Origin of the sequence: Streptomyces sp. NPDC006393 (assembly GCF_040628575.1) — a bacterium.
Taxonomy (GTDB): Bacteria; Actinomycetota; Actinomycetes; order Streptomycetales; family Streptomycetaceae; genus Streptomyces.
In genome coordinates, this window is the sequence record NZ_JBEXZD010000003.1 from 99609 (window position 1) to 124520 (window position 24912).

Consider the following 24912-nt stretch of genomic DNA (forward strand, 5'->3'; position numbering starts at 1 on the left):
CCTCCAATCGTAAAGGATGAGCAAAGAAGCCTTGGACGTCTCACTCCGTCAGCGGCTTCACCCAGCGCCGCCAGTGCTCCTCGGGTGCGTAGCCCGCCGCACGCCAGGCGTGGTGCGCGGTCTCGTTGCCGGTGAGCACCATCGCGTCGCCGCGCCGCCCACCGAGCCGTACGAACCGCTCCTCGGCGGCGGCCAGCAGGGCCGAGCCGATGCCCTGCCTCCGCCGGCCGGGGTGCACCGCGAGCCGGTACAGATGGCAGCGCCAGCCGTCGAAGCCCGCGATCACCGTGCCGACCAGCTCGCCGTCCCGCTCGGCCAGCAGCAGCGCCTCGGGGTCCCGCGTGACCAGCCGCTCCACGCCGTCCCGGTCGTCGCTGATGCTGGAGCCCTTCGCGGCCGCCTTCCAGAAGGCCAGCACGGCATCGAGGTCGCCGGGCACCGCGGCCCGTATCCGCAGATCACTCATGGCGCGATCCCATCACCTGCCGATGCGCGCGCCGCGGAATTCCAGCATCCGGACACCTGCGCGCACCTGCGCGGCACCTGCGCTCACCCATGCCCTGCGCCTACGCGCGCCTACACGTTCCTACGCGCCCCGCAGCGCCTCCATCACCGGCGCGAACGCCTCCATGTACGGCTCCAGCACGGTCAGGTACGTGAAGCCGTACCGCTCGCGCTGCGCCCGCACCCGCTCGACGATGTGCTCCAGGGGGCCCACCAGCACGATGGGCAGCGCCGTCGCCTGCTCCACCGTCAGCTGCGGCAGGCGCTCCAGCAGCGGCCGGAGTACGGGCTCGGGGTCGTCGGTGACGGCCACCAGCTGGATGAGCAGATTCAGTTCGGCCGGTTCCGCGCGGCCCGCCGCGAGCTTGCGGTACAGCGCCACCCGCTCGTCGAGCTCCTCGGCCGTGAGCGGCTCCAGCTGCCCGGAGGCGCTCCCCGGCACCGATCGCGCGCCCGTGAACGCCGCGATGTCCGCGTGCTCGGCGGCCAGCCGCAGCATCCGGTCGCCGTTGGCGCCGACCAGCAGCGGGATCCCGGGCTCCTGCACCGGCCGGGGGTGGTGCTCGGCGGAGCCCAGCAGCCGCTTCAGCTCCTGCACCGTGCGCCGCAGGTGATCGACGCGCTCGCCCGGCGAACCCCACGGCAGCCCGGCCGTCTCGTGCTCCGCCCGTACGTAGCCGGTGCCCAGCCCGAGTTCCAGCCGGCCGTTGGTCAGCGAGTCCGTCGTCGCCACCTCGCGGGCCAGCAGCGCCGGGTTCCAGAAGCCCGCGTTGAGCACGAACGTGCCCAGCCGGGGCCGCTCGGTGGCCTCGGCGGCCGCCACCAGGGCCGGGAACGGCGCGGGCCAGCCGAGGTGGTCGGGGACGAGGAGCACGTCGTAGCCGAGCTGCTCGGCCCGACGGCACTTGGCGCGCCACTCCGCGGCGGGCGCGGGGCTGAGCAGGTTGACACCGAAACGGAACGGGCGCGTCATGAACTCTCCTCCGCTGCGGGCGACTTGAGCACCTGCGGCGATTCCATCACTCGTGCGCGATCGCCGCCAGCACGTTCATCCGGGACGCGCGCAGCGCCGGCAGCAGGGCCGCCACGATCCCCACCACGGCCGAGCCGATCACGACCGCCACGATCGTGCCCCACGGGATCGCCAGCGCGGTCATGCCTTGAAGGGCCAGCACCCGCTGGATGCACACGCCCCACACCAGGCCCAGGCCCAGACCCAGGACCGCGCCGAACACCGCGATCACCACCGACTCCAGCCGGATCATCCGCCGCAGCTGCCGCCGGGCCAGCCCGATCGCCCGCAGCAGCCCGATCTCCCGCGTGCGCTCCACCACCGACAGCGCGAGCGTGTTGACCACGCCGAGCACCGCGATGACGATGGCCAGCCCGAGCAGCGCGTAGACGAGGTAGAGCAGCACCGCGATCTGGTCGTGCACCAGCTTCTTGTAGTCCGCCTGGTCACGGACCTGCACGTTCGGATACGGGGCGAGGTTCCGCTCCAGCCGGGAGCGCAGCTGGCCGGCGCCGGTGCCGGGGGCGGCGTTCACGAACACGGCCGCGTCCTCGGTGCCGGGCACGTACTTCTCCAGCGTGCCGATGCCGACGTACAGCCCGCCCTGGAGGCCGAACCCCTCGGCCTGGTCCTGGTCGGTCAGGGCCGCCACGGTCAGCTCGCCCCGGCGCCCGCCCTGGAACTCGGCGGGCAGCACGCTGCCCACCCGCACGCCGTGTCTCCGGGCGAAGTCGATGTCCATGGCCAGGTGCCCGTCGGCCAGCGCCGCCGCGGTGTTCCCCGCCCGGTACGTGATGTGGGCGACCGCGTCCAGCTGCCGGTCGAAGCCGGAGGCCGCCGTCTCCACCCGCTTGCCGTCCGGGAGCCGTACCGCGATCGCCGCCAGCCGCTGCCGTACGACCGTGCCCGCGCCCGGGGTGTGGCGCACCGTCTCCGTGATCTCCTGCGGGAAGGGCAGGAAGCTGCGGTTCTGCACGATGTAGTCGGCGCCGAGCGTCTTGTCGATCTGGTCGTCGAAGGAGCGGGTCATGGAGGCGCTGGCCACCGACATCCCGCCGACCAGGGCAAGCCCCACCATCAGCGCGGCGGCGGTCGCGCCGGTCCGCCGCGGATTGCGCAGGGCGTTGCGCTGGCTCATCCGCCCGACCGCCCCGAACACCGCCGGGAAGGCCCCGCCCAGCACCCGGATCAGCGGGCGCACCAGCAGCGGCCCGGCGACCACGGTCGCGATCAGCGTGAGGACGACGCCGACTCCCAGCAGCGAGGCGGCGGTCGCGGTTCTGCTCGCGGCGGCGCAGCCCGCGAGCGCCGCCGCGCCGGCCGCCCCCACGGCCGCGCCCACCACCGCACGCACCCGCAGCGGCCGCCCCACCCCGGCCACCTCGGCGTCCACCAGAGCCGCCATCGGGGAGACGGCCGCGGCGCGGCGGGCCGGAAGGTAGGCCGCCACGAACGTGACGCCCACGCCGACGACATAGGCCGCGGCCGGGGTGACCCACCCGATGACCATCTCGGTCGTGCTCAGGTTCATGCCGAAGACACCCAGGAGCCGGATGAGACCGGCCGCGAGGCCGATACCGGCCGCCAGACCCAGCGTGGAGGCCACCACGCCGAGCAGCACCGCCTCGGTCAGCACCGACCTCCGCACCTGCCGCCGGTCCGCGCCCAGGGCACGCAGCAGGCCCAGTTCCCGGGTGCGCTGGGCGATCAGCATCGAGAAGGTGTTGACGATCAGGAAGATCCCGACGAGGACCGCGATCCCGGCGAAGCCGACCATCACATACTTGATGATCTTGAGGAACTCGCCGAGGCTCGCGGCGGCCGACTTGGCCTGCTCACCGGCGGTCTTCACGTCGTACGCCCCGCTGCCGACCGCCGCGGCCACGCGCTGCTTGAGCTGGTCGTCGGTGACGCCCGCGGCCGCGTCGACGGAGATGCTGGTCGCACGGGAGGTGGAGCCGAGCAGTTTGGTCTGCGCGGTCGGTGTGTCGAGGAACAGCAGCGCCGCGCCCGGATTGGTGGTGGTGAACGTGGCGATGCCGACCACCCGCACGCGGAACGTCCCCGGCTGGGCCTGCACGGTCAGCACATCCCCGATCCGCACGTGCTTGTGCCGGGCGGTGTCGGCGTCCAGGAGTGCCTCGCCGTCCCCGTGCGGGGCGTGACCGGAGGTCAGCTTCACCGGGCTGCGGCCGGTGACCTCCCAGTTGCGGGCGATGGTGGGTGCGCCGGTGGTCGGGCCGACCGGTTCGTTCCTGCTGTCGACCACCACCACGTTCTCGACGGTCGCGTCCACCTGGGTCGCCGCGACGCCCGGCACCTGGGCCACCCGCCGGGCGAGCGACGCGGGCACGGTCTGCACCGCGCCCGTGCGCACGGGCGACCTCAGCTCCAGCTTCGGCGCCACCGTGACATCGGCGGCCGTCGAGGCGAACAACCGGTCGAAGGTGCGGCTGACGGTGTCGGAGAAGATCAGGCTGCCCGCGACGAAGGCCACGGACAGCACGACCGCCAGCGCCGAGAGCAGCAGCCGCCCCTTGTGCGCGAGGAAGCTGCGCAGTGTCGCCCTGAGCACCTGGGTCAGGCCTCCCCGACGGCGGTGCCGTCCCCGCCGCGCAGCGGGGTCCCCAGAGCGGGACCCGCCGCCCGGGTGGCCTCCCCGGCGAACAGGCGCATACGCTCCAGGACGGCTTCCGCCGTCGGGTGCTCCCGCTCGTCCACGATGCGGCCGTCCGCGAGGTAGAGCACCAGGTCGGAGTGGGCGGCGGCGCCGGGGTCGTGGGTCACCATGACGACCGTCTGGCCGAGGCCGTCGACGGCGTCCCGCAGGAAGCCGAGCACCTCCAGGCCGGCACGCGAGTCGAGGTTGCCGGTGGGCTCGTCCGCGAAGATCAGTTCGGGCCGGGAGGCGAGCGCCCGCGCACACGCCACGCGCTGCTGCTGGCCTCCGGAGAGCTGCGAGGGCCGGTGGCTGAGCCGGTTCCTGAGCCCCAGGGTGTCGATGACCTGGTCCAGCCATGCCTGGTCGGGTCCGCGCCCCGCGATGTCCATCGGCAGGGTGATGTTCTCCAGCGCGTTCAGCGTGGGGATCAGGTTGAACGACTGGAACATGAACCCGATCCGGTCCCGGCGCAGCCGGGTCAGCTCGCGGTCCCGGAGCCCCGTGATCTCGGTGTCGCCGATCCACACGCGCCCCGCCGAGACGGTGTCGAGCCCCGCCAGGCAGTGCATCAGCGTGGACTTCCCGGAGCCGGAGGGACCCATGACCGCGGTGAAACGGCCGCGGGCGATGTCGACGTCCACCGAGTCCAGCGCGAGCACGGCGGTCTCGCCCGAACCGTACGCCTTCGTCAGACCGCGGGCGCGGGCCGCGATCCCGCCGGACGACGCCCGGCCCGGCACCGGAGCAGGTGTGGACACGGCGCCCTCCTCGGTGGTCCGTGGATCCTGAGCGTGCTGATTCATGACTGCTTTGTCCCCCGTCGAGCGTAGTGTGACCGGGCGCGCAGCCGGTATCCCCCGTTGGGCCGAGCCGATCTCCACCCCCGGCTCCACCCTCGGGCGGGCACTCCGATCCCGGTGTAAGGGCCACCCGCCGGCCAGGCACCGGTCAAGAGCGGCGAGGCGTCGGTGCAGGACATCGCGCGGGAGCTGCGCCAGTGGAGCCTGTAGGCGGCCGTACGGACAGAAGCTCGCTCAGTGGCCGGGGGCCGACGCGTCCGTCACCGGCCGCCAGGCGGTGCCCAGCGAGCAGTACGAGCTGGGCAGGACCGGCCCGGTCTCCGGCATCATGACCCTCCGGTAGGGGCCGAGTTCGAAGCCCGCCCGACGCAGGGCGGCGACCGGGTCGCGGGAGAGATGGCAGCCGCCGCTCAGCAGCGGCCACACCGTGCGGTCCAGGACGCGCTGGGCGAGGGCCATCGCCGGGCCGCCGCCCGTGCCGTGCTCGAAGAAGCGCACCTCGCCGCCGGGCCGCAGCACCCGTCGTGCCTCGGCGAGGGCGCGCGGCAGGTCGCGCACACTGCACAGCACCAGCGAGAGCACCACGGCGTCGAAGCCCTCGCTCTTGACCGGCAGCGCCTCCGCACAGCCCGGCACCACGTCCACCGGGACCTCGGTGTGCAGGGCCGCCGCCACGGCCTTCTGCCGCAGCAGGCGCTCCGGCTCGATCGCGACGACCTCCGAGACGGTGCCCGGGTAGTGGCCGAAGTTCAGCCCGTTGCCCGCGCCGATCTCGATCACCCGTCCGGTCAGCCCGGCGAGCAGCCGCTCGCGGATCCCGGCCATTCCCATTCTGGTCTCGGCGGCCACGCTGATCCGCGTGTAGCAGCGGGCGAACAGCGGATGGTGCACGGCATCCCGCGCCACCTTGCCGGAGCCGGTGGACCGCAGCGACATGACGACCTCCCGGAGGCGACGGGCCTACGGGGAGTGTCCCCCGTACTCCTCCGTACGACTCCACCGCACGCACCCGCGTGCCCGCAAGGGCCGTCACCCACCTGCCCGCACGAGCCTGCCCGCAAGAGCCCCACCGGCCCGCCGTGCACGCGCGTCAGGCGAACGGCGCCGGCGCCTCCCGCTGCGTGAACGCCGCCGCGTCCCACCTGCCGTTCAGACGGGGCGCCAGCCACCGCGGGGCGGCCGTCCGGAAGTCCGCGGGGGCGAGGGCCCCGGCGCCGTCGGGCAGGGCGCCGAGCAGCGGGGCACCGGCCACATAGGGCAGGTCGGCCACGTTGCAGCGCGAGGCGAGGTCGGGCTCGGCGGGCCAGCCGCCGATCACCACTCCCAGCAGGTCGATGCCCCGGCCGCGCAGTTCCCGGGCCGTGAGCTCGGTGGTGTTCAGCGTGCCCAGACCGGCCGAGGCGACGACCAGGACCGGAGCCCGCAGCAGCTGCGCCGCGTCCGCGAGCGTGCCGCCCGCCTCGTCGAACCGTACGAGCAGGCCGCCCGCCCCCTCGACCAGCACCAGATCGTGCTCGGTGGCCAGCTTGGCGGCAATCTCGGCGACCTCCTGCGGACGCACCGGCGCCCGCCCGGCCCGGCGCGCGGCCGTCCCGGGCGCCAACGGCTCGGGATACCGGGCGACCTCACAGGCCGTCACCGGCCCGGCGAGCCGGGCGACCTCCGCCGCGTCCCCGCGCTCGTCCGGGCCCACACCGGTCTGCGCCGCCTTGAGCACGGCCACGGACCGGCCGGCCGCGAGGGCCGCGGCGGCGACCGCCGCAGTCGTGACCGTCTTGCCGACCTCCGTGCCCGTTCCCGTGATCACCAGTACCGGCATCTCATCCCTCCCGTGCCGCCGCGCAGACCGCGCGGCCGATCCGTGCCACGTCCTCGTCACCCGTGACGTACGGCGGCATCGTGTACACCAGGTCCCGGAACGGCCGCAGCCACACGCCCTCGCGGACGGCGGCCCGGGTCGCCGCCGCCATGTCGACCGGGTGGTCGAGCTGGACGACCCCGATGGCGCCGAGGACCCGTACGTCCTTCACTCCGTCGAGCCCGGCCGCCTCGGACAGGCCCGCCCGCAGTCCCGTCTCGATCCGTGCCACCTCCGCGCGCCAGTCCTGGCCGAGCAGCAGTTCGATCGAGGCGCAGGCCACGGCCGCCGCCAGCGGGTTGCCCATGAACGTCGGACCGTGTGCCAGCACCGGCACCTCGCCCCGGGAGATCCCGTCGGCCACCCGCGCGGTGCACAGTGTCGCCGCCATCGTCAGGTAACCGCCGGTCAGTGCCTTGCCCACACACATCACGTCCGGTGTCACGTCCGCGTGCTCCGCCGCGAACAGCGCGCCGGTGCGGCCGAACCCGGTCGCGATCTCGTCGAACACCAGCAGCACGTCGTGCGCGTCGCACGCCTCGCGCAGCACCCGCAGATAGGCGGGGGAGTGGAACCGCATCCCGCCCGCGCCCTGCACCACCGGTTCGACGATCACGGCGGCCAGTTCACCGGCGTGGCGTTCGATCAGCTCGTGCAGATGGGCGGCGTACGCCTCCTCGTACTCGGCCGGTGGTGCCTCGGCGAACACCTGGCGCGGCAGCACGCCGGTCCACAACTCGTGCATCCCGCCCTCGGGATCGCACACGGACATCGGCTGCCAGGTGTCGCCGTGGTAACCGCCCCGCCAGGTCAGCAGCCGCCGCTTGGCCGGGCGGCCCAGCGAGCGCCAGTACTGGAGGCACATCTTGGCCGCGACCTCGACCGAGACCGACCCGGAGTCGGCGAGAAAGACATGTTCCAGACCGTCGGGCGACATGTCGACAAGGAGCTTCGCGAGCCGGACGGCGGGCTCATGGGTGAGCCCGCCGAACATCACATGGCTCATCCGGCCCAGCTGGGCATGGACGGCCTCGTTGAGCACCGGGTGGTTGTACCCGTGGATCGCGGCCCACCAGGACGACATGCCGTCCACGACGTCGTCGTCGGTTCCGTCGGCGTGCCTCAGTTTCAGACGGACGCCGCTCGCCGACTCGACGACGAGCGGTTCCTGACGGCCGGGCATCGGGCCGTACGGGTGCCACACGTGCCGCCGGTCGAGCTCCAGCAGCGCGGACACGCTCAGGTCGCTGGGGCCGGGCAGATCAGGCATTGGGCGCGAGATCCGTTCCGGCGCCCCGGCGGCGCACGGCGACCAGGTCCGTGCGGGGCTCGCTCACCGAGGGGGCCGCGTCGGCGGCGGTACCGCACACGCCGCCCTCGTGACAGCCGACGGAGGCGCCCTCGTGACAGCCACCGGAGGAGCCGTCGTGGCAGCCGCCGGACGCCCGGTGCTCCGGCAGCGTCACCTGGCCGGCGCCCTCCACCTCGAATCCGGCGTCCGCGATCATCTCCAGGTCGGCCTTGCCGGCCTGGCCCTCGCTGGTCAGGTAGTCACCGAGGAAGATCGAGTTGGCCAGGTGCAGGGCGAGCGGCTGCATCGTGCGCAGATGCACCTCGCGGCCACCCGCGATCCGTACCTCCACATCGGGGCAGACGAACCGGACCATCGCCAGGATGCGCAGACAGCGCTGCGGGGTGAGGTTCCACTCCTTGGCCAGCGGGGTGCCCTCGAACGGGATCAGGAAGTTCACCGGCACCGAGTCCGGGTCCAGTTCGCGCAGCGAGAACACCACGTCGACCAGGTCCTCGTCGCTCTCGCCCATGCCGGCGATGAGCCCGGAGCAGGCGGACAGCCCGGCCGCGTGCGCCTTGGTCACGGTGTCCACCCGGTCGGCGTAGGTGTGGGTGGTGGTGATGTCGCCGTAGGTCGCCTCGGAGGTGTTGAGGTTGTGGTTGTAGGCGTCGGCCCCGGCCTCGCGCAGCCGCTCGGCCTGGCCGTCGGAGAGCAGCCCGAGACAGGCGCACACCTCGACGCCCTCGTTCTGGTCCTTGATGGCCTTGATGGTCTCCGAGACCCGGTCCACGTCACGGTCGGTCGGACCGCGCCCGCTGGCCACCAGGCACACCCGCTTGGCGCCGCCGGCCAGCCCGGCCGCCGCGGCCTCGGAGGCCTCGTCCGGCTTGAGCCAGGTGTACTTGAGGATGTCCGCCTTCGAGCCGAGCCGCTGAGAGCAGTAGGAGCAGTCCTCGGGGCACAGGCCCGACTTGAGGTTGACCAGATAGTTGAGTTTCACCCGTCGGCCGAACCAGTGGCGGCGCACCTTGCCGGCCGCCGCCACCACATCGAGCAGGTCGTCGTCGGAGGTGGCCAGGACGGCCAGAGCTTCCTCGCGGGTCGGCAGCTCGCGCCGAAGCCCCTTGTCCACCAGCGTGTTCAGCAGGTCCATGAGAGTCGATCCTGTCCTAAGGGACCGCCCCGGGCCAAGGAGGGTTTGCACAACTACAGTCGGTTCGACGTGTGGGTATTGCCACACGATGCCCGGCCGGCCGTCCGGCTAGTGTCTGTGCACTGCCTACAAAAGCCCGGAGGAACCATGGCGTTCGGCTGGATCGACGAGCAGGCGGACGCGCGCCGCCGGGCCGGACTCGTACGGACCCTGCGCCCCCGTCCGGCCGACTCGCCGCTGCTGGACCTGGCGAGCAACGACTACCTGGGGCTGGCCCGCCACCCCGAGGTGACCGGCGCGGCCGCCGCGGCGGCGCGCGCCTGGGGCGGCGGCTCCACCGGCTCCCGGCTCGTCACCGGCACCACGGAACTGCACACGGAACTGGAGCGCGAGCTGGCGGACTTCTGCGGCTTCGAGGCGGCGCTCGTGTTCTCCTCCGGATACGCCGCCAACCTCGCCGCGGTCACCGCGCTCGCGCCGCACGGCTCGCTGATCGTCTCCGACGCGGGCAACCACGCCTCGCTCATCGACGGCTGCCGGCTGGCCCGCGCCACCACTCAGGTCGTCGCGCACGCCGACCCCGAGGCCGTGCGCAAGGCGCTCGGCACCCACGCGGGCGAGGCGGTCCTCGTCTCCGACACCGTGTTCTCGGTCGACGGCGACGCGGCCCCGCTCGCCGAGTTCGCGGCGGCCTGCCGGGAGCGCGGTGCGGGACTGGTTGTCGACGACGCCCACGGCCTGGGCGTCCTCGGCCCCGGCGGCCGCGGCGCCCCGCACGCGGCAGGGCTCGCGGGCGCCGACGACGTGGTGGTGACGGCCACGCTGTCCAAGTCGCTCGGCAGCCAGGGCGGGGCCGTGCTCGGACCCGCCCGGGTGATCGAACACCTGGTCAACGCGGCCCGGACGTTCATCTTCGACACGGGCCTGGCCCCCGCCGCGGCGGGGGCGGCCCTGGCCGCCCTGAGGCTGCTGCGCCGCGAACCGGAACGGGCGGCGCGGGCGCGCACGGTGGCGGCCGAACTGCACGCACGCCTGACCGCCGCGGGGCTCGAGGCGGTGCGCCCGGACGCCGCGGTGGTCTCCGTGCGGGCGCCGTCCCAGGAGAGTGCCGTGCGCTGGGCGGCCGACTGCAGTGCGGCGGGCCTGGTCGTAGGATGCTTTCGTCCTCCTTCCGTGCCCGACGGCATCTCACGGCTCCGGCTGACCGCCCGTGCCGACCTCTCCGGGGCTCAGATCGAACGCGCTGTACGGGTGATCGGCGAGACGCGGCCATGAGTCGGCGTGACACGGCCGTGCGCCACCGGATACGGACTCAGATGCGGTGCACCGCGGCCGTGAAGTCCGCCCAGCTCCCGGGGGAGAAGAGCAGCGCGGGTCCGGCCGGGGCCTTGGAGTCGCGCACGGCGAGCAGTCCGGCGCACGGCCCTGAGGCCGGCCGGGCCGTCTCGACGCAGTTGTTGGCTCCCGTGCTGTAGCTGCTGCGCAGCCACCGCACACCGTGCAGATCGGTAGGGGAAGGTACGTGCCGCAGCAAAGCGGACATGGTGCCTCCTTACGCGGTTGCGTGCCGTGCCGTCACCTGTCGTGGTGTATCGCGGCGATGAAGTCCAACGAGTCCTCGATCGAAAGCGCGTGGTACCGAAGGGAGTTGAAGGCCTCGGTGTAGGCCTCTAGGTCTTCTTTCCGTTCGAGGTGGAGGCTACTCGTCAAGTGGTCGAGAACAACGACGTCCAGATCAGAAGTGTTCGAAAATGAAAAGATTACGAAAGGCCCGGTGATGCCGATATGCGCCCCGGCGGCGAACGGCAGTACCTGGAGCCGGACTTGGGGCAGTCGTGCCGCAGCGGTCAGGCGTTCCAGCTGCCGCGCCATCACCTCCGGCCCGCCGACCTCCCGGCGCAGCACCGCCTCGTCCAGTACCGCGTGCAGCTCCAGCGGCTGATCTGCCCGCAGCACGTCCTGCCGGGCCAGCCGCACCTCCACCAGGGCGTCCAGCCGTTCGTCGTCCAGCCCGTCCACGGCGGCCCGGGTCACCGCGCGGGCGTACTCCGGGGTCTGCAACAGCCCCGGGACCACCGAGGTCTCCAGCGTGCGCATCGCGGTGGCCTGGGACTCCAGGCTGATGAAGTCCCGGTACGTCGGCGGCAGTACGCCCCGATAGGCGTGCCACCAGTGCTCCCGCTCGTCGCCGCCGTCGGAGCCCGCCAGCACCATGAGCAGATCGCGCAGACGGGCGTCGCGGACCGCGTAGGCGTCCAGCAGTAACCGCACATCGGCCGGTTTGACCCCGCTCGCGCCGGTCTCGATCCGGCTCACCTTCGACTGGTGCCAGCCCACCAGCCGGGCCGCCTCACCACTGGTGAGGCCCGCGTCGGCGCGCAGCGCGCGCAGTTCGGCGCCCAGCTTGCGGCGGCGCACCGCGGGACCGTGCTGCATCGACTGCTCCTCACTCCTTCTGGGCTCCCGGTGACAGCCTTCGGGAACCCGCGCCAAATCCGCTCGGCCGTCGCAGAGTTCACCGCTTCGAGCGACAGATATATGCATATCTTGGTGGATCGCCACCCGTGACCGGCCCGGTGGTGGCAGTCTGACGGCGAAGCACCAGTCCGGGACCGTACTCGAACCATCCGCTCCGTGTCGGACCCCGGTCCCGTGGGAAAGGGACGACGTCGCCATGGCAGACCATCTGGAAGCATCCGTCACTCTGCCGAGCGATCCCGCCTCGGTCTCCGCCGCCCGGACCTATGTGGTGGGCACCCTGGCGGAGTGGGGCCTTCCGTCGGACACGGACACCGCCGACACCGTACGGCTCATCGTCTCCGAACTCGCCACCAACGCCGTGCAGCACACCCTCGGGCAGTCACCCACCTTCACGGTGGACATGGTCCTGGAACGGGACGAACACCTGCGCATCGGCGTGACCGACAGCCACCCGCGGTTCCCCAGACGACTGCCGGCCGCCGTCCAGCAGGACAACGGCCGGGGAATGGTGATCATCCGGTGGCTCACGGCGGAGTGCGGCGGCAGCCTCACTGTGCGGCCCACCCGCGAGGGCGGCAAGACGGTCTGGATCGAGCTCCCGTGGACCTTCGAGGACCGCCCGGTGACGACGGCGGGCCGACAGGAGTCGTAGGCGCGGCTGAGGGGGTGTGCGTGACGGCCCGAGGCGGTGGCGGCGGCCCGCAGGCCCCGCCACCGCCTCGGGCTCGTCAGCTGACCCGGCCGTACCAGACGCTGCGCGTCCAGATCTTCTCGAGCCGCACCACGTCCCCGGTCCGCGGAGCGTGCCAGATCTTGCCGCTGCCGGCGTAGATGCCGACGTGGTAGACGTACGAGCCCGAGTGGAAGAACACCAGGTCCCCGGCCCTGCGGCTGCGTGCGGAGATGTGGCGGGTCCTGTTGTACTGCTGGGCGGCCGTGCGCGGCAGCCGCTTGCCCGCCTTCTTGAACGAGTACAGCGTGAGCCCGGAGCAGTCGAACCTGCGCGGACCGGTCGCTCCCCACTGGTAGGGGGCGCCCTTCTTGGACGCCGCGATCTTGAGCGCCTTCGTCGCCAGGGTCGCGGCCGAGGCGTCCGGCGCGAAGCCCGGCACCACGATCGAGCCGCCCACGGCGGCGATGGTCAGGGCCGAGGCCGTGCCGGCCCGGGCCATGAACGACGGGACACGATTGAGCGCAGTCATGCGCAACCCTTCGTCAGCCGCCTGTGAAGGATGACCTGTCGGATTCGGGCTGGCGAAGTAGCCCGGCCGCGTCGGACGCGGCTTCACCCCAAGGGCTGCTCGGCCCGGCCATGGCGTGACCGAACCGGCGACCCGTCGTGCTCGGGTCCTCCACTCCTGCCGATCCACTGCCGTCGACCGGTCGTCCGGGCGGCGGCAGGACTCGGCGTCCGCCCGGACCGCCCCGCCGCTGCGGCGGGGGCTTGTCGTCAGACAGGGATCTTGGCTCACGGATGTCCGAAAATCCCAACGGAACCGGAGATTTGTGTTGTTACTCACCACTCACCCGTTCGGGTGGACACCCCCGCCTTCGAACGTCTGTCGCCTTCCGGGGCGAGGCCCGGACCAGCGTCGTAACACCTCGTTGCGCCAAGTGGGGCAGGTGCGTTGCGCAACCGCTGCGGCCCGGGAGAAGGATCGTCGTTTCCACCGAAAGGCCGTACGTCATTTGGTCCGTTCCGGCCTATCCGCGCCCGCCGTGTCTCCGCCGCCGGGCCGTCGCACGGCTGCGGGGGCGTCAACTCGCGGCGTCGGAGGGCACCGTGACGCGGGCGGTGCGCCGGTCGCCGTCCAGGACCCGCAGCGCCCGCGCCAGGGTCGCCGCGTGCAGCTCCGTCTCGCCCCGCTGGTGCATCAGCGTCAGAGCGTCGCGCAGCTCGGCCGCCCTGCCGACCAGGGCCTGGGCGGCCCTCAGGCCCCGGTAGGTGTCGCCGGACCGGGCGGGATTGATCCGGCCGAGCAGGTCCACCACGTCGAGGTAACGGTCGATCAGTTCCGCCTCGGCGCGGGTCAGCGCCGGCAGCGGCGGCAGCTCGGGTGGCAGCATCGGCGGCTCACCCCGCGTCCGGTGCGGTCCGTACGGCGTCGCGGCCCGGGACGATCCGGTCCACGAGCCCGTACTCCAGCGCGCCTTGCGCGTCCAGGATCCGCTCGCGGTCCAGGTCCGCGGCCACCTGCTCCGGGGCGCGCCCGGTGTGCCGTACGAGCATGTCCTCCAGGCGGGCCCGCACGCGCAGCAGCTCCTCCGCGCGGACGGTCAGGTCCGACACCTGCCCCTCCACCGGCTCGGGCAGCGACGGCTGGCGCAGCACCATCCGTGCGCCGGGCAGCGCGGACCGCTTGCCCGGGGCGCCCGCGGCCAGCAGCACGGCCGCGGCCGAGACGGCCTGGCCCAGGCAGACCGTCGCCACGTCGCAGGCGACGAACGCCATCGTGTCGTGGATCGCCGCCATGGCCTCGAAGGATCCGCCGGGCGAGTTGACGTACAGCGAGATGTCCCGGTCGGGGTTCTGGTGCTCGAGATGGACGAGCTGTGCGACGACGTCGTTCGCCGAGATGTCGTCGATCGGCGTGCCGAGCAGGACGATCCGTTCCTCCAGGAGTTTCGCGTACGGGTCCAGGGTGCGTCGTCCGGCGCTCGTGAGCTCGGTGAACTCCGGCGGGACGTGGTGGTCGGACGGTCGGTTCATGGCGCATCTCCTCCAGAGAGAGATCTGTAAAAAATGTACAGGACGTACGTACGTGGAGGAGGGGTGTCGCCGGGGATCGCACGGTGATCCGGCGGTGATCCGGTCTCCGGTCGTGCTCCGGAGGGTCCTGGAGCAAGCTGGAGATGGAACTCCGGCCGCTCGACGACCCAGGAGATCTCGATGGCGTTCTTCGCGATTTCCCGGTGGCATCCCCTCCAGCCGCTCTCCGTGACCGATCTCGTGCTGGAGCACGAGCGGCTGCACGAGGAGATCGGCCAGCTGCGGCACGCCGTGACCTCGCACGCCGTCATCGACCAGGCCATCGGTGCGGTGGTGGCCTTCGCCGGGGTGCCGCCCGACGACGCCTGGCGGGTGCTGCGGGAGGTCTCGCAGCGCACGAACACCAAGGTGCGCACGGTCGCCGAGCACGTCCTGAAGTTCGCGCAGGGCGGCGCGCTGTCCGACACCGAGCTGGAGGAGCTGAGGCGGGCGCTCGACCGGCACGCGGCGGGCCTGCCCGTGGGCCGCTCCGAGCCCTGAGGACGACCGCGGACGCCCCGTAAGGTGGGGGTATGGCCTACGAGATTCCGGTGACGCAAGCCAGGGCTGAACTCGCCGATCTGATCAATCGCGTGGTGTACGGCGGTGAGCGCGTCGTGGTCACGCGGCACGGCAAGCCTCTGGTCGCCCTGGTCTCCGCCGCCGACCTGGAACGGCTGGAGAGCGAGTGCGAGGAGCCCGCCGGCGAGCAGGTGATCGGCGCCGTCTCCCAGGTCCGGGACGTCGCCTCCGCCGTCCCGCGCGAACAGCACCGCTTCGGCATCACGGCGGAGCACCGGGGGCCGGAGCCGCGCTAGCGGGTCGCCCTCCGGCCGCACCCTCGTCGTGGCCGGGCCTCCGTCGCGCGCCGCGTATGGGCCGGCCCATCGGCCGGTCATGGAATGATCAAGGTCTGGTTAACGTCGCCGAAACTCCGGCGAACTAGCCTCGCGTTCCACGCCACCTGCGGTTTTTCCGTCCTGGATGTTCGCACATGGGCGATGTGTCCCTGTGTTAGACCTGTCCCGTCGCGGTGGCTGCGGCAACCGGACCCCGCACGGTCCGGAGCGAGGACTGTGAGGTGGGTACGTGCAACTGACCCCGCACGAACAAGAGAGGCTGCTGATCCATGTGGCGGCCGACGTGGCCGAGAAGCGCCGGGCCCGGGGGCTGAAGCTGAACCACCCCGAGGCGGTCGCCCTCATCACGTCGCACATCCTCGAGGGCGCCCGGGACGGCAGTACCGTCGCCGAGCTCATGTCCACCGGACGCAAGCTGCTCACCAGGGACGACGTCATGGACGGCGTGGCGGAGATGATCCACGACGTCCAGGTCGAGGCCACCTTCCCCGACGGCACCAAGCTGGTGACCGTCCACGAGCCGATCGTCTGAGGGGGACCGCCGTGATCCCCGGAGAGATCCTGTTCGCCGACGGCCCCATCCTCTACAACGAGGGCCGCGAGGTCACCCGGCTGACCGTGTTGAACGCCGCCGACCGCCCCGTCCAGGTCGGCTCCCACTACCACTTCGCCGAGGCCAACCCCGGCCTGGACTTCGACCGTGCCGCCGCCCGCGGCAAGCGGCTGAACATCGCCGCCGGGACCGCCGTGCGCTTCGAGCCCGGCATCCCCGTCGATGTCGAACTCGTCCCGCTCGCCGGCGCCCGCGTCGTGCCGGGGCTGCGCGGCCGGATCGGGGGTGCCCTCGATGCCTGAGATCTCCCGCGCCGCCTATGCCGACCTGTTCGGCCCCACCACCGGCGACCGCATCCGGCTCGCCGACACCGACCTGGTCGTCGAGATCGAGGAGGACCGCTGCGGCGGCCCCGGACTCGCCGGTGACGAGGCCGTCTTCGGCGGCGGCAAGGTCATCCGGGAGTCCATGGGACAGTCGCGCGCCACCCGCGCCGACGGCGCCCCCGACACCGTGATCACCGGTGTCGTCATCGTCGACCACTGGGGCATCGTCAAGGCCGACGTCGGCATCCGCGACGGCCGGATCACCGGCATCGGCAAGGCGGGCAACCCCGACACCATGGACGGTGTCCACCCTGACCTGGTCCTCGGCCCGGAGACCGAGATCATCGCGGGCAACGGGCGGATCCTCACCGCCGGGGCCATCGACGCGCACGTCCACTTCATCTGCCCCCAGGTCGCCGACGAGGCCCTCGCCTCCGGCATCACCACCCTGGTGGGCGGCGGCACCGGCCCGGCCGAGGGCTCGAAGGCGACCACCGTGACCCCCGGCCCGTGGCACCTGGCCCGGACACTGGAGGCGCTGGAGGCGTACCCGCTCAACATCGGCCTGCTGGGCAAGGGCAACACCGTCTCCCACGAGGCGATGCTCTCCCAGATCCGCGGCGGCGCGCTCGGCCTGAAGCTGCACGAGGACTGGGGCTCCACGCCCGCCGTCATCGATGCCGCGCTCACCGTCGCCGACCGCACCGGCATCCAGGTCGCCATCCACACCGACACCCTCAACGAGGCCGGTTTCGTGGGCGACACGCTCGCCGCGATCGCCGGGCGCGGCATCCACAGCTACCACACCGAGGGCGCGGGCGGCGGACACGCGCCGGACATCATGACCGTGGTGTCCGAGCCGAACGTGCTGCCCAGCTCCACCAACCCGACCCGCCCGTTCACCGTCAACACCGCCGAGGAACACCTCGACATGCTGATGGTGTGCCACCACCTCAACCCGGCGGTACCGGAGGACCTGGCGTTCGCCGAGTCCCGGATCCGCCCGTCCACGATCGGCGCCGAGGACGTCCTGCACGACCTCGGCGCGATCTCGATCATCTCCTCCGACTCCCAGGCCATGGGCCGGGTCGGCGAGGTGATCCTGCGGACCTGGCAGACGGCGCACGTCATGAAACGGCGCAGGGGAGCGCTGCCGGGCGACGGGCGCGCCGACAATCACCGCGTACGTCGCTATGTCGCCAAGTACACGATCAACCCGGCCGCCGCGCAGGGCCTGGACCACGAGATCGGTTCCGTCCGGACCGGCAAGCTCGCCGACCTGGTGCTGTGGGAGCCCGCCTTCTTCGGTGTCAAGCCGCTGCTGGTCATCAAGGGCGGGCAGATCGCGTACGCCCAGATGGGTGATGCGAACGCCTCGATCCCGACCCCGCAGCCCGTCCTGCCGCGCCCCATGTACGGCGCGATCGGACGGGCGCCCGCGTCCAACTCGTTCAACTTCGTGGCCCCGCTCGCGCTGGAGGACGGGCTGCCGGAGCGGCTGCGGCTGGGCAAGCGCTTCGTCGCCATCGCCTCCACGCGCGGGGTGACCAAGGCCGACATGCGGGAGAACGACGCGCGGCCGGATGTACGCGTCGACCCGGACAGCTTCGCCGTCCGCGTCGACGGCGAACTGGTCGAGGCGACACCGGCCGCCGAACTGCCCATGGCCCAGCGCTACTTCCTCTTCTGAGGGGTGCAGGCATGTCACGAGCGGCACTTCTCGTCCTGGCCGACGGCCGCTTCCCCGCCGGAGGGCACGCGCACTCCGGCGGGGCCGAGGCGGCCGTCAGGGCCGGGCGCATCACCGGGGCGGCGGACCTGGAGGACTTCTGCCGGGGACGGCTGCACACGGCCGGACTGGTCGCCGCCGCCCTCGCCGCGGCCGCCGCGCTCGGGCACGACCCGGCCGAACTCGACGCGGCGGCGGACGCGCGGACCCCGTCACCGGCGCTGCGGGTGGCCGCGCGCAGGCTGGGGCGGCAGCTGATGCGGGCCGCACGGGCGACCTGGCCGGCGGCCGAACTGGACGCCGTGGCGCGGGCGTTCCCCAAAGGCGCCCATCAGCCGGTGGTGCTCGGGCTGACGGCGCGGGCGGCCGGGCTGGAGCCCGAGGACGCGGCGCACTGCGCGGCGTACGAGAGCGTGAGCGGGCCGGCCACGGCGACGGTGCGGTTGCTCGGCCTCGATCCGTTCGACGCGACCGGTGTGCTGGCGCGGCTGGCGCCCGAGCTGGACGCGGTGGTCGAGCGGGCGGTGGGCGCGGCGCGGCGTGCCGCCGCCGACGGGGTCGACGCGCTGCCCGCGGGGTCCGCGCCGCTGCTGGAGATCGGGGCGGAGGCGCATGCGGCCTGGCCGGTGCGGTTGTTCGCGTCGTAGGCCCGTTGCGGGACCGTCCGTCCCGGGGAGTTCGCCCCCGCCGCCCCTTCCCATTCCCGACCCTGAGGGCTTCGCCCCCCAGACCCCCCATCGGCCTGAACGGCCTCGTCCTCAAACGCCGGACGGGCTGACGTGCCCCGACCGGGCCGCTTGTACTGGAGCCATCTGATGCACCTTGACCATTCCCACCACACCACCCCCGCCCCGAGCGCCGACGCGCACCGGCCCGACGGGAGGCGGCGGGCGCTGCGGATCGGGCTCGGTGGGCCCGTGGGGTCCGGGAAGACCGCCACCGTCGCCGCGCTGTGCCGGGCGCTGCGCGAGGAGCTCTCGCTCGCCGTCGTCACCAACGACATCTACACGCGCGAGGACGCCGAGTTCCTGCTGCGCGAGGCGGTGCTGCCGCCCGAGCGGATCACGGCCGTGGAGACGGGCGCCTGTCCGCACACGGCGATCCGGGACGACATCTCGGCGAACCTGGAGGCCGTGGAGGACCTGGAGGACGCCGTCGGTCCGCTGGACCTGGTCCTCGTGGAGTCCGGCGGGGACAACCTCACCGCGACCTTCTCCAAGGGGCTCGTCGACGCGCAGATCTTCGTCATCGACGTCGCCGGCGGCGACGACATCCCGCGCAAGGGCGGTCCGGGTGTCACCACCGCCGACCTGCTGGTCGTCAACAAGACCGACCTCGCACCGTACGTCGGCTCCGACCTCGGGCGGATGGCCGCCGACGCGAAGGCGGCGCGCGGCGAACTGCCGGTCGTCCTCCAGTCGCTGCGGGGCGGGACCGGGGTGTCGGAGGTCGCCGGATGGGTGCGGGCACGGCTCGCGGTGTGGACGGCATGACGGCCGTGGTCCCGAACACGGCCGCTGCCCCCGCCCCGAGGAGCGGCGTCCGGGCCGCCGCGCGGATCGTCGCCCGGGACGACGGACGGGGCGGTACCTCCCTGCCCGTGCTCGAGGGCGAGGGCCCGCTCGCGCCGCGGCGGACGCGGAGCGGCGGCGCCGAGGCGAACGTCCTGCTCGTCGGCGCGATGAGCGGACCGCTCGGCGGTGACCGTTTCACCGTCGACGCAACCGTCGGCAGCGGGGCCCGGCTGCGGATCGGGTCGGCCGCCGCCACCCTCGCGCTGCCCGGCCAGGCCCCGGGCGAGGCCCGCTACGACGTACGGCTCACCGTGGCCGACGGCGGCGAACTGCACTGGCTGCCCGAGCAGCTGATCTCCGCACGGGCCAGCGACCTGCGGGTCACCACGCGCGTCGACTTGGCGCCGACGGCCCGTCTCGTCCTGCGCGAGGAGCAGGTCCTCGGCCGGGCCGGGGAGCGCCCCGGGCGGCTCACCAGCCGTCTGACCGTCCGGGTCGGCGGCCGGGCCGTGCTCGACCAGGAGCTGAGCTGCGGCCCGGGCGCACCGGCCGGCTGGGACGGGCCCGCCGTGCTGGCCGGACACCGGGCCGTGGGGCAACTCGTCGTGGCGCGCCCCGAGTTCGCACGGGCACCGGTGGCGGCCCGCCTGCTCGGCGAGGGCGCCGTGCTGGTGCCTCTCGCCGGGCCCGCCGCGCTGGTGAGCGCGGTGGCGCCGGATGCCCTGCTGCTGCGCCGCCTGCTCGACGAGGCACTGGCCGCTCTCGGCCCGGCGGCGGCCCGGGAACCGGCGCCTGATCTCCGCTGAGCGGAACAGTCCGCGCCGGTTATCGGATTGGCAAAGAAGGTCAACGACCCCTGTTCTCAGGGACCTCACAGCCGCAAGGATCCCCCGTACCCAATTCGTAACGATGTACGGGGAGGTCCTACTTGAGGGACATCAGACCGAAGAGCCGGGTCATGGCGCTCGGTTCGGCCGGCGCGCTGGTCACGGCGACCCTGATAGCCGGCGCCGTGTCCGCCCCCGCGGCCAGCGCGGACAGCCGCCGCGGCCAGGACCGCGAGGCGGTCGGCGCCGCGATCGCCGCCGCCCGCGCCGCCCAGGCCGGTATCGACTGGCAGGACTGCCCCGCCGACTGGGGACTGGCCAAGCCCATCCAGTGCGGCTACGTCTCCGTGCCGCTCGACTACGCGCACCCCTTCGGCAAGCAGATCAAGCTCGCCGTCGACCGCATCGGCAACACCGGCACCCCGCAGGAGCGCCAGGGCGCCCTCGTCTACAACCCGGGTGGTCCCGGCGGCTCGGGCCTGCGCTTCCCGGCCCGGGTCACCGCCAAGAACCCCGTCTGGGCCAACGTGGCGAAGGCCTACGACTTCGTCGGCTTCGACCCGCGCGGTGTCGGCCACTCGGCGCCCATCTCCTGCATGGACCCGCAGGAGTTCGTGAAGGCACCCAAGATGGACCCGGTGCCCGACTCCGAGGCCGACAAGCTCGCCCAGCGCAAGCTGGCCCGCGAGTACGCCGAGGGCTGCCTGGACCGTACCGGCCGGGCGATGCTCGAGCAGATGACCACGCCGAACACCGCACGCGACCTGGACGTCATCCGCGCCGCGCTCGGTGAGAAGAAGATCAACTACCTGGGCGTCTCCTACGGCACCTACCTCGGCGCCGTCTACGGCACGCTGTTCCCGGGCCACGTCCGCCGGATGATCGTGGACAGCGTCGTCAACCCGGCGAAGGAGAACATCTGGTACCAGGCCAACCTGGGCCAGGACGTCGCCTTCGAGGGCCGCTGGAAGGACTGGGAGGACTGGGTCGCCAAGAACGACGCCAGCTTCCACCTGGGCACCACCCGCGACGCCGTCCAGGCCAAGTGGCTCCAGCTGCGCGCCACCGCGAAGAAGAACCCGATCGGTGGGGTCGTCGGCCCGGCCGAGCTGCTCGGCTTCTTCCAGAGCGCCCCGTACTACGACTCCTCGTGGGTCCCGGTGGCGACGGTGTTCAGCAAGTACTTCGCCGGTGACACCCAGGCGCTCGTCGACGCCGCCGCCCCCGACATGTCCGACACCGCGGGCAACATCTCCTCGGAGAACGGCAACGCCGTCTACACGGCCGTCGAGTGCACCGACGCCAAGTGGCCCACCAGCTGGAAGAAGTGGGACCAGGACAACACGCGGCTGAACGCCAAGTACCCGTTCCTGACCTGGTCCAACGCCTGGATGAACCTGCCGTGCGCCACCTGGCCGGTTCAGCAGCGGACCCCGGTGAACGTCAAGACCGGCAAGGGCCTGCCGCAGGTGCTGATCGTGCAGTCCACGCGGGACGCGGCCACCCCGTACCCGGGCGCCGTCGAACTGCACAAGCGCTTCAAGGGCTCCCGCCTGATCACCGAGAAGGACGCGGGCTCCCACGGAGTCACAGGTCTGGTCAACCCGTGCATCAACAGCCGGGTGGACGCCTACCTGCTCACCGGCAAGGTGGACGGGTCGGACGTGACCTGCACCCCGCACGCGACCCCGCAGCCGTAACGGGCGGACGCACGCGGTGAGGGGCGGCCGGCATGCCCGGCCGCCCCTTCGCCGTACCGTCTCGGCCCCGGACCCGGGGGTCAGCCCAGCGGTGACCGCGGGAACCTGCGCTCCCTCTGGCCCGTGGCGGCGGCCTGCTCGGCCTTGGCCACGGCCGCGTACTGGTCGACGTACTCCTGCTCGGACAGCGACAGGATGGCGTACATGATCTCGTCGGTGACGGCGCGCAGGACCGCCTTCTCGTCCTCCATCCCGGCGTAGCGGGAGAAGTCCAGCGGCTTGCCGAAGCGGATGACCACCGGATGGACCCTCGGCACGACCTTGCCCGGGGGCTGGGCCTCGAACGTACCGATCATCGCGCAGGGCACCACCGGGACCCCCGCCCTGAGCGCCATGACCGCGACACCGACCTTGCCCTTGTACAGGCGTCCGTCGTGCGAGCGGGTGCCCTCGGGATAGATGCCGAGCAACTCCCCCTTGCTCAGCACCCCGAGCCCCTCCCGGATCGCCGCCTGGCCGGCCTCCTTCCCGGAGCGGTCGACGGGGATCTGCCCGGCGCTGCGGAAGAAGGCGGCCGTGAGGCGGCCCTTGAGGCCCGGGCCCGTGAAGTACTCCGCCTTCGCCAGGAAGGTGATGCGCCGTCTGAGGATCGCGGGCATCAGGAAGTGGTCGGAGAACGACAGATGGTTGCCCGCGACGATGGCCGCGCCGGAGTCCGGTACATGCTCCAGCCCCTCGATACGTGGCCGGAAGACCATCCGGAGCAGCGGTCCCAGCAGCACGTATTTGAGCAGGTAATAGAACACGGCTCGCTCCTCAACTCTTACCGGGACCGCTTCAAACCGGCGTCTTCGCAGGTCAGCCACAGGATCGCGGCAGTGGCGCCAGTGCGACCTTAGTCATCTGTAACCGAGTTCGGCAGGGCTCATGCTGCCCTCGTGCGAGAGCTGCGGGCCGACCGCGTTGCCGACTGCATCTCTGTGCGGATCGCGGACGGAAGACACGGAAGACTCGGACAGGGCCGCCTGGCGCAGGTGTTCTGCGAGCGCCGCGGTCGCCACCGACGCCGCGCGGTCCCCGACGCCCCAGGCCAGCAGGTGGTGGCGGCGTGCCCAGGGCTCCCGCAGTTCGCACACGTCGAGACGCTGGTGGGGGTCGATGGCGCGGCGCGGCACGACGGCGAGCCCGGCGCCGGCGACGGCAAGGGAGACGAGGACATTCAGGTCGGCGACCGTGGTGCGGTAGCGCACGGCCGGGGCGTGGGGCCCGAGGCGCTTCTCGATCCAGCGGCGCAGTGAGGAGTCGGCGTCGAGGCCGACGAGAGGGTGTTCGGCGACTTCGCTGTAAGTCAGCGCGGTCCGCCCGCTGAGGATTCCTCCTTCCTGGCCGATCACGACGAGGGAGTCGTCGCCCAGGGGTTCCACGCGCAGGCCGCGGTCTCCTGCCTCGTTGTCGAGGACGATCCCCAGGTCCGCCTCGCCGTCGGCGAGCATCCGGAGAGTCTGTGGGGTGCGGCTCTCGGACACCGTGACATCGGTGTCCGGGTGGGCGCGGAGGAACGAGATCAGGGCCTGCGGCACGAGCCGGTGCACCGCGGAGCCGCCGCCCAGCAGGATCAGCGGAGAGGTCGGGGACCGTGTGTAGCTCGCGACGGCGCTCTCGAGCCGCGCGGTCCGGTCGAGTACGTCGCGTGCGTGGCGGGCCAGGGTCGTCCCCGCCGGCGTGGGCCGCACACCCCGTCGGCCGCGGATCAGCAGGGCCACGCCGGCGTGGTGCTCCAGCGAGCGCACTCTGGCACTGGCCGAGGGCAGGCTCAGGTGCATGCGCTGAGCGCCCGCCGTGATCGACCCCTCCGTGAGGATGTGGAGAAACAGACGCAGGTCGTCCAGGTCATAGCGCACCGACCCAGCCTATGGCACAGCCTTAGGCAAGGTACGTCGATTCCGCATTGTGGAACTGTTCGTCCACGATGAAGCTCGACATGTGATCGAGTTTCCCCTTGTCCTGCTGGCCGGTGTCGCCGCCGGAGTCCTCAACGCCATGGGGGGCGGAGGGACGTTCGTCGCCCTGCCCGCTCTCGTCGCCTTCGGCCTGCCGCCGGTAACGGCGAATGCGGTGTCGCGAGTCGCCCTCGTACCCGGCGCCGTGGCCAGTGCTTGGGTGTACCGGCGCGAGCTCGCCCCCGTCGGACCCACCTCCACGAGGGCGCTGACAGCAGTGAGCATGGTCGGCGGTGGCGTCGGTGCCGGCCTGCTGCTGGTGCTGCCCGCCTCGTCGTTCGAGGACGCGGTGCCGTGGCTGCTCGCGTTCGCCACAGTGACACTCGCCTTCGGCCGCCACCTCTCCCGGGCGTTGAGCAGCGCGCTGGGCCGCTCCGTCGATCTGAGCTCACGAGCCGTCCTGATCGGACAGTTCTTCCTCGCCGTGTACGGCGGATACTTCGGCGGAGCCGTAGGCATCATGATGCTGGCCCTGTGGGGCATCGGCCTCGGTCTCGACGCCGCGGCCGGCAACCCGATGCGGGTCACCCAACTCGCGGCCGTCTATCTCAGCGCGACGGTGCTGTTCCTCATCGCCTCGGACGCGCTGAGCGCTCCGCTGCTCCTCACCGTCATGCTGGTCGGCGCGGTGGCCGGTGGCTTCGCGGGCGCCCACCTGACGCGCCGCCTTCCCGCCTGGCTGCTCCGAGGCATCCTCCTGGCGACCGCCGTGATCACAACCGTCCTGTACTTCGTGCGCGGCTGACCAGAGACAGAGGTGGACATCGCCCTTGGGACCGGCCGGCGCGTGGGTCCGCAGGTCACGCGGGTGCACGGCTGTGTTCTGCGGGTGCGGGGGTTCCCGGGCATGATGAGGAAGAGACCGGTCTCGCTGACGGTCGGTGGCCGGG

Annotated in this window: 27 protein-coding genes and 1 riboswitch; of the genes, 12 read left to right on the top strand and 15 right to left on the bottom strand. The window is 72.4% G+C overall.

Annotated elements, in window-relative coordinates:
• Positions 1-40: 40 nt before the first annotated feature.
• The 8 genes from ABZ484_RS02510 to bioB form a co-directional block, all read right to left on the bottom strand.
• Positions 41-466 (bottom strand): GNAT family N-acetyltransferase, encoded by a 426-nt coding sequence (locus ABZ484_RS02510; RefSeq protein WP_358864044.1) that lies wholly within the window; start codon positions 464-466, stop codon positions 41-43.
• A 120-nt stretch (positions 467-586) separates the two neighbouring features.
• On the bottom strand, positions 587-1477 hold the full coding sequence (locus tag ABZ484_RS02515; protein WP_358864045.1) for an LLM class F420-dependent oxidoreductase: 891 nt from the start codon (positions 1475-1477) through the stop codon (positions 587-589).
• A gap of 46 nt (positions 1478-1523) precedes the next feature.
• Positions 1524-4091 (bottom strand): ABC transporter permease, encoded by a 2568-nt coding sequence (locus ABZ484_RS02520; RefSeq protein ID WP_358864046.1) that lies wholly within the window; start codon positions 4089-4091, stop codon positions 1524-1526.
• Between the two features lie 5 nt (positions 4092-4096).
• On the bottom strand, positions 4097-4936 hold the full coding sequence (locus ABZ484_RS02525) for an ABC transporter ATP-binding protein (RefSeq protein WP_358864047.1): 840 nt from the start codon (positions 4934-4936) through the stop codon (positions 4097-4099).
• Positions 4937-5212: 276 nt separating this feature from the next.
• The gene (locus ABZ484_RS02530; RefSeq protein ID WP_358864048.1) at positions 5213-5914 is read right to left on the bottom strand and encodes a class I SAM-dependent methyltransferase; all 702 of its coding nucleotides are present in this window, start codon (positions 5912-5914) and stop codon (positions 5213-5215) included.
• A gap of 154 nt (positions 5915-6068) precedes the next feature.
• A complete protein-coding gene (gene bioD, locus ABZ484_RS02535; RefSeq protein WP_358864049.1) occupies positions 6069-6797 on the bottom strand; it encodes a dethiobiotin synthase in 729 nt (242 codons plus the stop codon).
• Between the two features lies 1 nt (position 6798).
• Positions 6799-8106, bottom strand: a complete 1308-nt coding sequence (locus tag ABZ484_RS02540) for an adenosylmethionine--8-amino-7-oxononanoate transaminase (RefSeq protein ID WP_358864050.1) — start codon at positions 8104-8106, stop codon at positions 6799-6801.
• The gene (gene bioB / locus ABZ484_RS02545; RefSeq protein WP_358864051.1) at positions 8099-9283 is read right to left on the bottom strand and encodes a biotin synthase BioB; all 1185 of its coding nucleotides are present in this window, start codon (positions 9281-9283) and stop codon (positions 8099-8101) included. Before bioB ends, ABZ484_RS02540 begins: the two co-directional genes overlap by 8 nt.
• 147 nt (positions 9284-9430) lie before the next feature.
• Here bioB and ABZ484_RS02550 point away from each other — a divergent pair, with 147 nt between their 5' ends.
• Entirely contained in the window at positions 9431-10558 is a 1128-nt protein-coding gene (locus ABZ484_RS02550; protein ID WP_358864052.1) for an 8-amino-7-oxononanoate synthase, read from the top strand.
• A gap of 37 nt (positions 10559-10595) precedes the next feature.
• On the opposite strand, the gene ABZ484_RS02555 is transcribed toward ABZ484_RS02550, so the two are convergent.
• Together ABZ484_RS02555 and ABZ484_RS02560 are read right to left on the bottom strand one after the other, a co-directional pair.
• Positions 10596-10826, bottom strand: a complete 231-nt coding sequence (locus tag ABZ484_RS02555; RefSeq protein WP_358864053.1) for a DUF397 domain-containing protein — start codon at positions 10824-10826, stop codon at positions 10596-10598.
• A 32-nt stretch (positions 10827-10858) separates the two neighbouring features.
• Positions 10859-11719 carry a helix-turn-helix transcriptional regulator gene (locus ABZ484_RS02560; protein WP_358864054.1) on the bottom strand — a complete coding sequence of 287 codons (861 nt, stop codon included), beginning with the start codon at positions 11717-11719 and terminating at the stop codon, positions 10859-10861.
• A 238-nt stretch (positions 11720-11957) separates the two neighbouring features.
• Here ABZ484_RS02560 and ABZ484_RS02565 point away from each other — a divergent pair, with 238 nt between their 5' ends.
• A complete protein-coding gene (locus ABZ484_RS02565) occupies positions 11958-12416 on the top strand; it encodes an ATP-binding protein (protein WP_358864055.1) in 459 nt (152 codons plus the stop codon).
• Between the two features lie 76 nt (positions 12417-12492).
• Here ABZ484_RS02565 and ABZ484_RS02570 read toward each other — a convergent pair whose 3' ends face one another.
• From ABZ484_RS02570 to ABZ484_RS02580, 3 genes are all read right to left on the bottom strand, one after another.
• A complete protein-coding gene (locus tag ABZ484_RS02570; RefSeq protein WP_358864056.1) occupies positions 12493-12966 on the bottom strand; it encodes a C40 family peptidase in 474 nt (157 codons plus the stop codon).
• A 3-nt stretch (positions 12967-12969) separates the two neighbouring features.
• Positions 12970-13184: riboswitch (cyclic di-AMP (ydaO/yuaA leader) on the bottom strand.
• 338 nt (positions 13185-13522) lie between these two features.
• Positions 13523-13831, bottom strand: coding sequence for a hypothetical protein (locus ABZ484_RS02575; protein ID WP_358864057.1), 309 nt, complete (start codon positions 13829-13831; stop codon positions 13523-13525).
• Between the two features lie 7 nt (positions 13832-13838).
• Entirely contained in the window at positions 13839-14474 is a 636-nt protein-coding gene (locus ABZ484_RS02580) for an ATP-dependent Clp protease proteolytic subunit (protein ID WP_358864058.1), read from the bottom strand.
• A 180-nt stretch (positions 14475-14654) separates the two neighbouring features.
• On the opposite strand from ABZ484_RS02580, the gene ABZ484_RS02585 reads away from it, so the two are divergent.
• The 9 genes from ABZ484_RS02585 to ABZ484_RS02625 all read left to right on the top strand — a co-directional run bounded on the left by ABZ484_RS02585 (position 14655) and on the right by ABZ484_RS02625 (position 22022).
• Positions 14655-15014 (top strand): ANTAR domain-containing protein, encoded by a 360-nt coding sequence (locus ABZ484_RS02585; RefSeq protein ID WP_306185545.1) that lies wholly within the window; start codon positions 14655-14657, stop codon positions 15012-15014.
• Positions 15015-15046: 32 nt separating this feature from the next.
• On the top strand, positions 15047-15331 hold the full coding sequence (locus ABZ484_RS02590) for a type II toxin-antitoxin system Phd/YefM family antitoxin (RefSeq protein ID WP_358864059.1): 285 nt from the start codon (positions 15047-15049) through the stop codon (positions 15329-15331).
• 271 nt (positions 15332-15602) lie between these two features.
• Positions 15603-15905, top strand: coding sequence for an urease subunit gamma (locus tag ABZ484_RS02595; RefSeq protein ID WP_358864060.1), 303 nt, complete (start codon positions 15603-15605; stop codon positions 15903-15905).
• An 11-nt stretch (positions 15906-15916) separates the two neighbouring features.
• On the top strand, positions 15917-16228 hold the full coding sequence (locus ABZ484_RS02600) for an urease subunit beta (RefSeq protein ID WP_358864061.1): 312 nt from the start codon (positions 15917-15919) through the stop codon (positions 16226-16228).
• The gene (locus tag ABZ484_RS02605; protein ID WP_358864062.1) at positions 16221-17942 is read left to right on the top strand and encodes an urease subunit alpha; all 1722 of its coding nucleotides are present in this window, start codon (positions 16221-16223) and stop codon (positions 17940-17942) included. The genes ABZ484_RS02600 and ABZ484_RS02605 overlap by 8 nt, the downstream gene beginning before the upstream one ends.
• A gap of 11 nt (positions 17943-17953) precedes the next feature.
• Positions 17954-18628: an urease accessory UreF family protein gene (locus ABZ484_RS02610; RefSeq protein WP_358864063.1), complete on the top strand. Its 675-nt coding sequence runs from the start codon at positions 17954-17956 to the stop codon at positions 18626-18628.
• Between the two features lie 168 nt (positions 18629-18796).
• Complete coding sequence (gene ureG / locus ABZ484_RS02615) at positions 18797-19474, top strand: urease accessory protein UreG (protein ID WP_358864064.1); 678 nt, start codon at positions 18797-18799, stop codon at positions 19472-19474.
• The gene (locus ABZ484_RS02620; RefSeq protein WP_358864065.1) at positions 19471-20301 is read left to right on the top strand and encodes an urease accessory protein UreD; all 831 of its coding nucleotides are present in this window, start codon (positions 19471-19473) and stop codon (positions 20299-20301) included. Before ureG ends, ABZ484_RS02620 begins: the two co-directional genes overlap by 4 nt.
• 122 nt (positions 20302-20423) lie before the next feature.
• Positions 20424-22022: an alpha/beta hydrolase gene (locus ABZ484_RS02625; RefSeq protein ID WP_358864066.1), complete on the top strand. Its 1599-nt coding sequence runs from the start codon at positions 20424-20426 to the stop codon at positions 22020-22022.
• Positions 22023-22102: 80 nt separating this feature from the next.
• Here ABZ484_RS02625 and ABZ484_RS02630 read toward each other — a convergent pair whose 3' ends face one another.
• Positions 22103-22828, bottom strand: coding sequence for a lysophospholipid acyltransferase family protein (locus tag ABZ484_RS02630; protein WP_358864067.1), 726 nt, complete (start codon positions 22826-22828; stop codon positions 22103-22105).
• A gap of 93 nt (positions 22829-22921) precedes the next feature.
• On the bottom strand, positions 22922-23923 hold the full coding sequence (locus ABZ484_RS02635) for a LysR family transcriptional regulator (RefSeq protein WP_358864068.1): 1002 nt from the start codon (positions 23921-23923) through the stop codon (positions 22922-22924).
• 82 nt (positions 23924-24005) lie between these two features.
• On the opposite strand from ABZ484_RS02635, the gene ABZ484_RS02640 reads away from it, so the two are divergent.
• A complete protein-coding gene (locus ABZ484_RS02640; protein ID WP_358864069.1) occupies positions 24006-24767 on the top strand; it encodes a sulfite exporter TauE/SafE family protein in 762 nt (253 codons plus the stop codon).
• Positions 24768-24912 lie beyond the last annotated feature (145 nt).